Source organism: Clostridium thermarum, from assembly GCF_006351925.1.
Lineage (GTDB): Bacteria > Bacillota > Clostridia > Clostridiales > Clostridiaceae > Clostridium_AU > Clostridium_AU thermarum.
The window spans coordinates 3,180,039-3,192,735 of the sequence record NZ_CP040924.1 but is presented as its reverse complement, the minus strand read 5'-3'; the positions used below and the strand labels follow the sequence as shown (position 1 = coordinate 3,192,735).

Below are 12,697 nucleotides of genomic sequence, written 5' to 3'. Positions count from 1 at the left end.
AAGTGCTTTGTACAAGGGCTGCATATAGTGGGGATGAACATAATATTGAATAAGAATATTATCAATGGATAAAATAAAAGATACCAATGTAAGGTGGTGTTGCTATTGAGTGAAAAAGTAAAGGGAACTTTGATAATTATTGGAGGGGCTGAAGACAAAAAAGGTGAAAAAGAAATATTAAAGAATGTATGCTCTAAGCTCAATAAGGAAGAAGATGAATTAGTTGTGGTAACCGTTGCTACAGAATCACCCATTGAGGTAGGAGCACAATATAGAAAAGTGTTTGAAAATCTTGGTGTAAAAAGGGTAAGTATATTAAATGTAGTAAGCAGAGAAGATGCCTTATCAAATGAAAATATACAAATGATAAATAAGGCGGCTTTAGTATTCTTTACTGGAGGTGATCAACTGAGGATAACCAGCATGTTAGGGGGAACGCCGCTGTATAATTCCCTCTTAAGAATGTATGAAGAGGGATGTGTATTTGTGGGCACCTCTGCCGGAGCTTCTGCCATGAGTGACAATATGGTGGTACAGGGACCGGATGAGGAGTCTCCGAGGAAATGTACCTTGAAGATGGCACCTGGGCTGGGTTTGATTAGAGGCGTAATAATTGATCAGCATTTTGCACAAAGAGGCAGAATTGGCAGGTTGCTTGTAGGTGTAGCAGAGAACCCTCAAAGCTTGGGAATAGGCATAGATGAGGACACTGCTATTGAAGTAAACAGTGACGGTATATTTAGGGTACTGGGCAATAGTGCTGTATATGTATTAGATGGCAGCACCATAGAGAGAAGCAATGTGTCAGAACAGTGTCCCAATGAAGTGCTGTCAATATTCAATGTTAGGATGCACGTATTAAAGTCCGGTGATAGATTTGATATAAATTTAAGAAAACCTTTTGCAGAAGAATAGACTAAATTATAAGTTTTTTGCTTGAAAAAGCAGGGAGGAAAATGAAAACAAATGAAACTTTTAAACATTAAAGTGTTCGAAGGAAGAAATATCTATTCTCATAGAAAGTGTATACGGTTGGACGTAGACATAGAAGGCTATTGTGAAACTCCTAGTAAAGATATAGAAGGATTTAATGAAAGATTGCTTCTGCTATTGCCGGATCTAAAGAATCACAGGTGTGGAATAGACGAGGAAAATGGATTTTATACTCGCCTGATAGAAGGAACTTATCTGGCTCACATATGTGAGCATATGATTATAGCCCTACAAAACCTGGTAGGCATTGATGTGTCTTTTGGTAAGGCCAGAGAAATCAGTGAAGATTTGTACTATATTATATTTCAATATGAGTATGAGAAAACAGCGCTAAAGTGCGTTAATCTTGCTATAGATATAATAAATATGCTAACAGGTAAGATTAATGACATAGATTTTGAAAAGAGAGTAGCTGAGATTAAAGATACTTTGAATGATGAATGTATCGGGCCAAGTACCGGTGCAATATGTGAAGAAGCTAAAAAACGAGGTTTGCCCATATTTAAGCTTGGTGATACTGGCCTCTATCAAATAGGAAGCGGTAAGTATGGTAAGCTTATTGAAGCAACTATATGCAGTGATACAAGTGTTGTAGGAGTAGATATATCCTGCGATAAATTAATGACAAAGGCTATATTGGAAAAGCATTGTCTGCCGGTTACGACAGGATATAAGATCAATAACACTGTAGATTTATTGTACTACGCAGATAAAATTGGATATCCTGTAGTTCTCAAGCCTCAATTTGGAAATCAGGGAAAGGGTGTCATTGTAAATATTAAATCCAGAACTGAACTGATTGAAGCCTACAATAAATTAATTGTGAGTTACAAGGACATAATGTTGGAAGGCTATGTTACGGGGAGAGACTATAGGGTTTGTGTTATCGACGGTAAAGTGGTTGCCGTGGCACTAAGGATACCTCCTTTTATAGTTGGAGACGGAAAAAATACTATACGTAAGCTCATTGAAAATGTAAATAAGGATCCAAGGAGAGGCAGTGGACATGAAAAGGCACTGACTCAGATCAAGATAGATGATACGTTGATTGCAAAACTGAAGGAAGAGGGATATAATCTGGAAACAGTATTACCCAGCGGATTAGTTGTATATCTGAGAGGTAATGCCAACTTATCCACCGGCGGAGTTTCAGTGGATTGTACAGATCAAATATGTAAAGAAAATATTGAAATTTGTGTGAGGGCCGCTTCTGCTTTGGGGCTTAATATATGTGGTGTTGATATTTGTGTCAAAGATATTGGTGTTCCCCTTAAAGGTCAGGGAGCTATAGTAGAGATAAATTCCGCTCCCGGCATAAGGATGCATCACTATCCCTTTGAAGGGAAGAGCAGAAATGTTGCTAAGGCAATAGTAGATATGATGTTTAGGGATAGCAGGGGATCTGTGCCAATAATTGCTGTCACCGGTACAAACGGAAAGACGACAACAACAAGATTAATCGCCCATGTATTATCTTCTGCCGGATACAATGTTGGAATGACAACAACCGGTGGTATATATATAAATAACCGTTGTATAGAGAAAGGTGATACTACGGGATATGAAAGTGCTATGGCAGTATTGCTTAATAAAGAAGTTGAAATAGCGGTGCTTGAGACCGCTAGAGGAGGAATCATAAGAAGGGGCTTGGCCTATGATTTGGCTGATGTTGGAGTGTTGACCAATATAACCGATGACCATCTGGGCTTAGACGGAATAAAGACAATAGAAGACCTGGCTAATGTTAAGTCTTTGGTAATTGAAGCGGTTAAAGATGATGGATATGCAGTAATAAACGGGGATGATAAGGTTTCTGCAGGTTTAATTAATAGAGTAAAAAGTAAGTTGATCATATTTTCAAAATACCATGATAACAAGATTATGAGAGAAAATATTGACCGCGGAGGTATTGGCATATATCTTAAAGAAGGCTGCATTTATATTCAGCAGGGTGAAGATTGTATAAAGCTTGTAAGCGTTAAGAGTATACCAATAACCTTAAGAGGAAAGGCGAAGTTTAACATCGAAAACAGTCTTGCTGCAGTAGCTGCCTTAGTGGGCGTAGGTACATCACCTAAGGTTATAAGCAAAGGGTTATGCAGCTTTTATTGTGATGAAGAAAGCAACCCCGGACGATTTAATATTTTTGATATCAATGGCATAAGTGTAATACTGGACTATGGTCACAATAAAGATGGGTACAGGGCTGTGGCAGAGGTGCTTAAGGATATGAAGCATAAGAGGTTAGTTGGAATAATTGGAGTTCCCGGCGATAGACTGGACAGTGATATATTGGAGATAGGAAGAATTGCAGGAGAGAGTTTCGATTATATCTATATTAAAGAAGATGATGATAAACGGGGTAGAGCTAAATGGGAAGTAGCAGAGCTGCTAAAGAGAGGAGTCTTAGAAGCTGACCGTATAGACGAAGATAATATAAAAGTATTAGAGAATGAAAGAGAAGCCTTGGTTATGGCATTAGATAATGCAAAATGCGGTGATATAATAATGGTTTTCCTTGAGAAGTATGAAGCTCTTTTGGAAATTGTAAAGGATAGGATAGATTTATCAGCCGACTCAGAAGCCGTTATGGCATAAGGCTTTTTCATATAAGAGCAGATTAAATACTTTACTTTTTATGCAATATTACTCATAATGTACTTGATAGGGACAGTATAAGTAATATTTGCATGGAGGAAAAAAGTATGTATATAAAAGCTTATGCTAAGATTAACATATCTTTAGATGTTATTGGCAAAAGGGAAGATGGATATCACCTTCTTGAAATGATAATGCAAAACGTAGAATTATATGATGAGATCACACTGGAGAAAAAGACTAAGGACATTGAAATAAGCTGTAATAAACCATATATTCCAACAGATGAAAGAAATTTAGCCTATAAGGCTGCTAAGTTATTTATGGATACTTACGATATAAACAGTGGGGTTTACATAAATATATATAAGAATATACCGGCAGCAGCAGGCTTGGCGGGCGGAAGTTCAAACGCAGCGGCGGTACTGAAGGGCATGAGAGACCTTTTTGAAGTTGCTGCTACCGATGAAGAATTAATGAGCTTAGGGCTTAAAATAGGCGCAGACGTTCCTTATTGTATTGTGGGAGGCACCGCTCTGTGTAAGGGAATTGGGGAGATAGTAGAACCCTTGAAGCCTTTCAAAAATCACATTGTGGTCTTGGTAAAACCTTCTTTTGGCGTGTCTACCAAGGAGGTATATATGGCCCTAAATATAAATAAAATTAATGTACATCCTCAAACTAGGGAAATTATTGCTTCCATGGAGGATGATGATCTAAATAAAACAGCTAACTTAATGAGGAATGTATTAGAAAATGTCACCTTGAGAAAGCATTATATACTGAGAGAGATAAAAAGAGAAATGGTTAGGTTTGGTGCTTTAAACTCAATGATGAGCGGTAGTGGGCCGACTATATTTGGTTTTTTCGACGATATATTAAAGGCACAGAAATGTTATGAGGCACTGAAAACTAAATATAATGAAGTTTTTTTAACAAGAACTATATAGACAGCACTGACAAGGATTGTAGTAATCTTTGTCAGTGCTGTTTTTCTTTAATTGGGTTACTGATAGATGCATATTTTACTAAGCTATAGATAAAAATAAAGTGCAGTAGGATGTAAGGAGGAAAGGTTTTATGCTTGGACTATTTAATGAATACTTTCTTGCTCTCGTTATATTAACCTCCTTAGTTGTTATATTTAAGGACGGAAGACAATTCAACAAGGAAGACAGAAAGGGTGAGGCAAGAAAGGCAAAGTTCTTAGGAAGTGTGCTTATTGTCCTTGCTTTACTTCTATATATAGCCGGCAAGTTAAGATAGTGGAGAGGAGGTATTTTGTTTTATGAAAGAAGTAATTAGAAGTGAAATATCATCCGATTTGGAAGAGAACTATACATATATACAGGAATTATTAGCTGATAATACGGATGCTATATTCAGACAGTTTAAGGTTGGGCAGTGGCAGGCTGCGGTAATTTATATTGAGGGCCTTGCAGATAAAGCTCTGCTTAATGATTATGTGATGGAATCACTGATGATATTTGGAGATAGGATAAAGAATGTAAAGGAAATAAAGGATAGGCTTGTTACCGTAACAGACATTAAGCCTCAAAAGAGATTGGATAAGGCTATAAATGCACTGTTAACAGGAGAAACCATCTTGATGATAGATGGTTTAGAGGAAGTATATATAATTGCAACAAGACTATGGCCTGCAAGAGGAGTGTCTGATCCATCCGGAGAGACAGTTATCAGAGGCTCAAGAGAAGGTCTGGTTGAAACCATGAGGTTTAACACTGCTCTCATAAGAAGGAGAATAAGAGACACCAGGCTGAAAGTAGAGAGTGTAAGTGTGGGAACCAGATCCAAGACAGATGTAGTAATAATGTATATTGACGATATTGTTAATAGGGATGTGTTAACTAAAGTAAAGGATAGGTTGGAAAAAATAAAAATTGATGCAATACTTGACAGCGGTTATATAGAGCAGTTAGTTGAAGACAATAAGTGGTCTATATTTCCTCAGATTCAAAGTACGGAAAGGCCGGATGTAGTTGCTGCAGCCCTTTATGAAGGAAGGGTTGCCATAATAGTAGATAATTCTCCTTTCACTCTTTTGGCGCCCACAACTTTGGTAAACCTATTTCAGTCTCCTGACGATTATTACCAGAGATGGATTTATTCTTCTATAATAAGGTTAATAAGACTGATTGCAATTTTTCTATCCTTGGTTTTACCGGCACTTTATGTGGCAGTGACTTCCTTTCATACCATAATCATTCCTAGAAGACTGGCCTATTCTATGGCTTCTACAAGAGAGGGTATACCATTTCCTGCTTATGTAGAGGCTATCATAATGGAAGTTAGTATGGCCTTGCTAATAGAAGCGGTAATACGGCTTCCAAAGGGTATTGGGACTACCATAGGTATAGTAGGAGGTTTAATTATTGGTCAGGCGGCTGTAACCGCTGGTATTGTAAGTCCTTTTATGATCATTATTGTATCAGTGACCACCATAACCACCTTTATGACCCCTAATTATGAAGCTGTGGCTTCTTTGAGGATAATCCGCTTTACTCTTATCATAGCGGCTTCAGTTATTGGTTTATATGGCATAACAATAATGTTAATAGTGTATTTGATTCATATCATAAGACTAGAAAGCTTTGGCATACCATATATGTCACCTATAGTTAATACAAGAAGTGGGGATTTAAAAGATACCTTTATTAGGTCTCCTTTACAGTACTTTAAAAAGAGGCCGGAATATATGAATCCCCAAGATAGGGTAAGGCAGAAATAAACATTTGATATGGAGGGAAGAGCAATGGAAAAGAATAATTTTATAACCTCCTATGGTTTTTTTTCTACTATAGTTGTTACAGTTGTTGGAATAGGTATATTTTCCTATCCCAGAGAAATGGCGACTTTGGTTGGCGGAGATGTGTGGATAGTTACTATAGCCTCAGGCCTAATAAATCTGTTACTGCTTAAGCTTGTTATTAAGGCTATTAAATTAAATGGATACAGAAGAATTACAGAAATCATAAGGCGGAACTTTGGCACCGTATTTGGCGCCATTGTGATGACTTTGATGATTTTGCCTAATATTGCTTCTTTTTCCTTGGGAATGAGGGCCTTTGTAGAAGTTGTTAAGATGTACCTCTTAGAGAAAACTCCTACAGAATTTCTTATTCTCGTTACAATCCTTGTGGGAATGTACTTAGTCAGGGGAGGTATACGCAGTAATGTTAAATTTAATGAGATAGCACTTTGGATAATGTTTTTGCCGATGCTGGCTATTATCCTTTTTGCCGCAGGGGAATCAAATTTTACTAATATACTGCCGGTTCTGAGGAATGAACCCGGCAACTATTTGAAAGCAATAATTGGAGCAATGTTTTCTTTTGGTGGACTGGAAATAACCTATCTCATTTCTCCGCTGTTAAAGAATAAAGAAAGGGCTTTTAAGACCCTTACTGTAAGTATGAGCTTCATTATTGCCTTCTATGTTATTTTGTCTGTGCTATGTATAGCTATGTTTACCACTGCTGAGATAAAAAATCTTTTGTGGCCTACCATTGCAATGGTTAGGACTATAGAGATACCGGGATCCTTTGTGGAGAGATGGGATGGGGTAGTTATGGCCTTGTGGGTCATGTTCTACTTCACAACCTTTGCAAATAACTTTACTTTCTCTTCATATTTGCTAAGTGATGCAGTTGCCTTGAAGGATATAAAACTTTCCTCTTTGGTAATTGCCCCGGTAATATACCTAGTAGCCATGATTCCTACAAATATATCTGAGTTATACATGGCAATCAGCTATATAACACCAGTTAACTTAGGAATCAACCTATTGATACTTCCTTTTATCTTAATTATTACTTCGCGAAGAAGTATTTTGGTGAAAAAGGAGGGAGTAGAATGAAGAAGCTATTGGTCTTATTCCTGGCCTGTAGTACCATGATTCTAGGCGGCTGCTGGGATAAGGTGGAGATAGATAGAAATGCTTTTGCATCAACCATAGGCATTGATGTAGGGAAAGACATAAAAAATAAAAAAGCCTTGGAGGGTGTAAAACCTGATGAGCCATTTGGAGAGAGAAAGCTGGAAAGATTAAATGTTACCTTTGCCTTTCCCGATATAAGTAAGTACAATTCTCAAAACCCTCAAATATCTTCAGATAAATATGTAAAAACCCCGGCATATTCCATGGAAGATGCCTTATCTAACGCTGTAATGAAAAGCAGCAGGGCTATAAACCTTGGCCATGCTGAGTTATTACTGCTTAGTCAAGAAATATTACAGTATCCTGATCAAGTTGAAGAAGTCGTTGACTTTTTGTCTAGAAGCCCCCATACCAATAGAACTATGTATGTAATGATGACTGAAGGAGATGTGGAAGAGTTTTTTGATTTTAAACTTGAGATGGAAAATACAATAGGAGCATATATAACGGGGCTAATGGAGAATAGTAAAAAGAATGCTGCTATTTTGCCTATAACCTTAAATGATTTTCTGATATTGTTAAGTGACAACGGAAATGCTATTATACCGGCACTGAGAATCGATAAGGAAAAAAACGAAATGTTAATTGACGGGATAGCAATAATCAAGGGGTATAAGGTGATAGGAGTTTTGTCTCTGCAGGATACCACGGTCATTGAAATGTTGAGGGGGCAGCTTACAAGTGGGAAAAAGGTAATATATAAGGATAGGGTTCCTGTAGATTTTGAGATAGACGGACTAAAGAGAAGACTAAAATTTAGCGAAAGTGATGGGAAGCTATTCTTTAATATAGATATAGATATAGAAGGCAAAATAAAACAGTACAAGGTGGATAAGGAAATTTTCAATGACACCACCTTGGATGAATTTCAAGAATATTTCAGCCGTTCTCTTAGTGAGGAAGGAGAAAAGGTAGCAAGGAGAATTCAAAGGGAATATGGAGTAGATATATTTGGATTAAGGGAGTATGTGATTAAGTTTATGCCGGATACCTGGAAAAAGATACAAGGTGACTGGGAAAAGAGTTTTAAAGATGCGGTTATTAATGTGAATGTAGATGTTGATATAAGAAGAATAGGTACAAGAAAATAAATAAAAAGCATGTTTAAAAAGTAAATAAATGGTAAATAATTACTGGTATAAGCAATGGGTGGGAGGAATTCTAAATGAAACGAATTATACTGGTAATTAGTATCTTAGTATTAACTGCATTAGCGGCAAATGAAATTGTGTATGACGTAGTTTTAGGCGGTAAAAAAATAGATAAGGAATTATTAAATTCTGTAAGCAGTAAACTTATAAGATTTCATGTTATAGCTAATAGCGATAGTGCTGAAGACCAAAGCCTGAAGCTAAAGGTTAGGGATGAGGTACTCAAGCTAATAGCCCCGGAATTCAATGAATGCACGTCTATAGAACAAGCGCGGCAGGTGCTAAAAAAGAATGATGCAAAAATAAAAGCCACTGCTGAAAGGATTATTAAAGAGAATGGTTATGAATATGAAGTTAATACAGCTTTATCTAAAGAAAACTTTCCTGTAAAGAGTTATGGTATTGTTACTCTGCCTCAGGGAAATTATGAAGCCTATAGGATCTTAATTGGGGAGGCCGGAGGGCAAAATTGGTGGTGCGTAATGTTTCCGCCTCTATGCTTCATAGATATTACAAAGGGAGAAGTGGCAGAAGAAAAAACAGCAGAAGAAATGAAGAAAGTATTAAGTGATGAGGAATTTGATTTTATTAATAACAAGAGTAATAATATAGAACTAAAATTTAAAATAGTTGAGATTTTTAATGCTATAAAAAGTTATATATTAAGTGAATGAATAATAACATAAAAGAAAGTTAGAGGGGTTAATTACCGCTAACTTTCTTTTATTAATGAATATAAAAGTTTTTTTATAGCATAGCCGCTGTTTGGTTTTGCAAACTTTGAACAATTATTTTTCATTTCCATCAGTCTGTCTGAAGAAGATAACAAGCTATCTATAATATTTCTGCAGTATTTCCCATCACCTAAATCTACGGCTAGGTGGTTTTTGATAAGAAATTCAGCGTTTTTCTCTTCTTGCCCGGGTATAGCGGAAAACAATGCCAAGGGAACACCGCAAATGAGGGCCTCTGTTATGGTTAATCCGCCGGGTTTTGTAATCAGCAAATCACAAGCCTGCATATATCTGTTTACCTCTGTAGTATAACCGATGATCCGGGTGTGTTTAATACAAGTATTCTTTTCATCCGATAGTCGAGAGAAAAGTTTGTGGTTACTTCCCGTAATAACAATAATCTGAAGGTCCGTCTCTGTCTGCTGCAGTTCTTCATACAGTGCGGTTATTTTTCCCATACCCAGGCTTCCGCCCATTAATAGCACCGTTGGCTTTTGCGGGTTTAGTCCAAGGGATTCTAAGGTTTCCTCGCGTGGGAAGACTTTGGTGAAGCCAGGTATAACTGGTATGCCTAGGGGATGGAGAATAGCCCTTTCAACACCTCTTCGCACCATCTCATCTACCATTTCTTCCGTCGATACTATATATGCATCGATGTTGGGATGAATCCAAAAACTGTGCGGCGCATAATCCGTAAGTATTGCAGCCACGGGAATATGTATTTTCCCCTTACCTTTCAAAATGGAAATCATTTCCGTTGAAAAAGGATGAGTGGTTACTATAACATCGGGAGCATAGTCTTCTATAAGGGGAATTAACTTATGAATAATTATTTCGTTAACTTTATTGCTAAAGTTAGCTATGCTTTCACCGTTCTCAGCAAGATCATAGAGCTTGCCGAAGAGAAAAGGTGAAAACTTAAGGCTTTTTAAATAGCCTCCGATAACAACTTTGTCTAGAATTGGATTAATATATTTAATTGTATCAACTAACATAACTTCATTTTCAGGATTATCTAATTTAACATACAGTTCAATGGCCTCTGCAGCTTTCACATGGCCTCCGCCTGCAGAAACTGAAAGTATTAGAGTACGCATCAATTTCACCCTTTTGCTATTTGGTCAAGTACTTGCTTGTTATATAATTTTTCCACTATTGTGGATTTTATAAATGATACCACTCTATTATACATAAAAAGAGTTGACTAATAAACATAAAAAAGAATAACACTGTAATTTAATAGGGATAATAGAAGTAGTTAAATAACCATGTAGGAGGTTCTATATATGGAAATGACAAAGAAAAGAATGATTTATACCTTGTTGGTTACGTTGATAGTAGTGTTTTCTACTACCTATGCCATACTGATGACCTTAGAGAGAACTGATTACAGAAATTATCTTCAAGGTGAATACAGTAAGAACTTATATGAATTAATAAATAATCTTGAAAATATAGAAGATAGTTTAGGAAAGTCTGCCATTACCAACAGCAAAGAGCAAAGTATGATGATATTTGAAGACATATACAGGCATGCAACTTCTGCTAATGACAGGTTAAACTCACTGCCAATACCCATAGAGGTGTCTCAAGAAACAACTAGGTTTTTATCCCAGGTTGGAGATTATGGCTATACTCTGGTTAAGGCCACTTCTGATGGCAGAGAACTTACTGATGAAGAATATGAAACTATCAGTAGGCTTGAAGACCAATCTTATAAGTTAAAAGCACAATTAAATAATATACTTGCTGAGATAAATCAAGGAGATGTAAAATGGGGAGAGATTAGGAAAAAGGTCACCGGGGTACTGGCAATTGGCGAAGAAAATGAAGTTTCGGAAAAGTTCAAGAATGTAAGGAAACAGGTACTGGATTATCCGGCACTTATATATGATGGTCCTTTTTCCGATAATGTTTTGGAAATTAAGCCCAAGGTAAACGAGCTAAAAGAGGTTTCCAAAGAAGAAGCAGAAAAAACTGTAAGGAAGCTTTTTGAAAAGGAAAAGATAGAAAGTATAAAACTGAGAGACAGAGAGGCCAATACCAGAATAAGTTCTTACAGCTTTGATGTTACCTTAAGCGGTAGAGAAAAAAATGAAAGCGTAGTAGTTGAGGTAAGTAAGCATGGTGGTAAAATAGTATATTTACTTGACAATAAGGGTTATGACAGGCCAACCATAGACGAAAAAAAGGCTACAGAAATTGCTAATAAGTACCTTGAAAGTATAGGTTATAAGGAACTGAAACCTTCCTACACCTTAACCTATGAAGACAACATGATAATTAATTATGTACGAATTATGAAAGATGTAACTATATATCCGGAACAGATAAAATTAAAGGTGTCTCTTGACGATGGTACTATTAAGGGAATTGAAGCTGAAAAGTTTCTTATATCTCATGATCCGGATAGAAAGCAGCCTGAGCCAAAGATATCTAAAGAAGAAGCCCAAAAGGCTGTAAGCAAGAGACTGCAGGTAAAAAGCATAAAACTGGCCATAATACCGACTGAGGATAATAAAGAAGTTTTGTGCTATGAGTTTGCAGGAACAAATAATGATGATGAATTCTTAGTTTATATAAATGCTGAAACCAGAAAGACCCAAAGAATATTAAAAGTTATCAATACTCCAAATGGCAAACTCACTTTATAATAAGGCTTCAGCTTGTTGCTTAAATTATAGGTATATTGCATAAAACTCTTGATAAAACAAGAGAAAATAATTAAACTTATTTAAAGAAGGGACTAAAATACAAGTTCCTTCTTTAAATTTTATCTTTATGTATTTGGAAAGAAAGGTGACATTATGGATAAACGAGCCTTAATATCTATTAGCAGTAGCCAAGGTGGAAAAAAGGATGAGGTTATAGAAGTAAAAACTCCGGGAAAGTACTATAAACAATCGGATTATTACTTAGCACAATACAATGAAACTGAAGTATCCGGAATGGAAGGAACCACAACATCCTTGCAAATACAACCCAATAAGGTTTTACTAATAAGAGAAGGTACTACAACTGCTAAAATGGAATTTGCGAAAGATAGCAAGTATACTACCCTGTATAATACTCCTTATGGTGCTTTGGAGTTGGTAATATCCACCAAAGAACTTAAGGTAAATGTGGACGATAAGGGTGGAGAGATTTTTATTAAGTATGATATGAGTATAGCGGGACAGATTCCCCAGAAAACTGAATTGAATATTTCTATAAAGGCTTAAGTATAAAGGCACTTCTATGATTAGAATAATGATATTAGGATA

Annotated in this window: 11 protein-coding genes; 10 read left to right on the top strand and 1 reads right to left on the bottom strand. The window is 36.4% G+C overall.

Translation table 11 applies throughout. The features are described from left to right. The first annotated feature begins 105 nt into the window (after positions 1-105). The 8 genes from FHY60_RS14585 to spoIIR all read left to right on the top strand — a co-directional run bounded on the left by FHY60_RS14585 (position 106) and on the right by spoIIR (position 9,374). Positions 106-915 (top strand): cyanophycinase, encoded by an 810-nt coding sequence (locus tag FHY60_RS14585; protein WP_139905713.1) that lies wholly within the window; start codon positions 106-108, stop codon positions 913-915. 51 nt (positions 916-966) lie between these two features. Beyond that, positions 967-3,591, top strand: a complete 2,625-nt coding sequence (gene cphA, locus FHY60_RS14580; RefSeq protein ID WP_139905712.1) for a cyanophycin synthetase — start codon at positions 967-969, stop codon at positions 3,589-3,591. Positions 3,592-3,698: 107 nt separating this feature from the next. Continuing rightward, on the top strand, positions 3,699-4,541 hold the full coding sequence (gene ispE / locus FHY60_RS14575) for a 4-(cytidine 5'-diphospho)-2-C-methyl-D-erythritol kinase (RefSeq protein WP_139905711.1): 843 nt from the start codon (positions 3,699-3,701) through the stop codon (positions 4,539-4,541). A gap of 130 nt (positions 4,542-4,671) precedes the next feature. After that, positions 4,672-4,857 (top strand): CLC_0170 family protein, encoded by a 186-nt coding sequence (locus tag FHY60_RS14570; RefSeq protein ID WP_139905710.1) that lies wholly within the window; start codon positions 4,672-4,674, stop codon positions 4,855-4,857. A 22-nt stretch (positions 4,858-4,879) separates the two neighbouring features. Next, positions 4,880-6,340: a spore germination protein gene (locus tag FHY60_RS14565; RefSeq protein ID WP_139905709.1), complete on the top strand. Its 1,461-nt coding sequence runs from the start codon at positions 4,880-4,882 to the stop codon at positions 6,338-6,340. 24 nt (positions 6,341-6,364) lie between these two features. After that, positions 6,365-7,468 (top strand): GerAB/ArcD/ProY family transporter, encoded by a 1,104-nt coding sequence (locus FHY60_RS14560; RefSeq protein WP_163215769.1) that lies wholly within the window; start codon positions 6,365-6,367, stop codon positions 7,466-7,468. Beyond that, positions 7,465-8,640, top strand: a complete 1,176-nt coding sequence (locus FHY60_RS14555; RefSeq protein WP_139905707.1) for a Ger(x)C family spore germination protein — start codon at positions 7,465-7,467, stop codon at positions 8,638-8,640. Before FHY60_RS14560 ends, FHY60_RS14555 begins: the two co-directional genes overlap by 4 nt. Before the next feature lie 74 nt (positions 8,641-8,714). Next, positions 8,715-9,374: a stage II sporulation protein R gene (gene spoIIR / locus FHY60_RS14550; protein ID WP_139905706.1), complete on the top strand. Its 660-nt coding sequence runs from the start codon at positions 8,715-8,717 to the stop codon at positions 9,372-9,374. Positions 9,375-9,412: 38 nt separating this feature from the next. Here the strand turns inward: spoIIR and FHY60_RS14545 are convergent, their stop codons facing one another. Beyond that, entirely contained in the window at positions 9,413-10,531 is a 1,119-nt protein-coding gene (locus tag FHY60_RS14545) for an MGDG synthase family glycosyltransferase (RefSeq protein WP_139905705.1), read from the bottom strand. Positions 10,532-10,720: 189 nt separating this feature from the next. On the opposite strand from FHY60_RS14545, the gene ypeB reads away from it, so the two are divergent. Together ypeB and FHY60_RS14535 are read left to right on the top strand one after the other, a co-directional pair. Then, a complete protein-coding gene (gene ypeB, locus FHY60_RS14540) occupies positions 10,721-12,088 on the top strand; it encodes a germination protein YpeB (protein WP_139905704.1) in 1,368 nt (455 codons plus the stop codon). A gap of 153 nt (positions 12,089-12,241) precedes the next feature. After that, entirely contained in the window at positions 12,242-12,655 is a 414-nt protein-coding gene (locus tag FHY60_RS14535; protein WP_139905703.1) for a YwiB family protein, read from the top strand. Positions 12,656-12,697 lie beyond the last annotated feature (42 nt).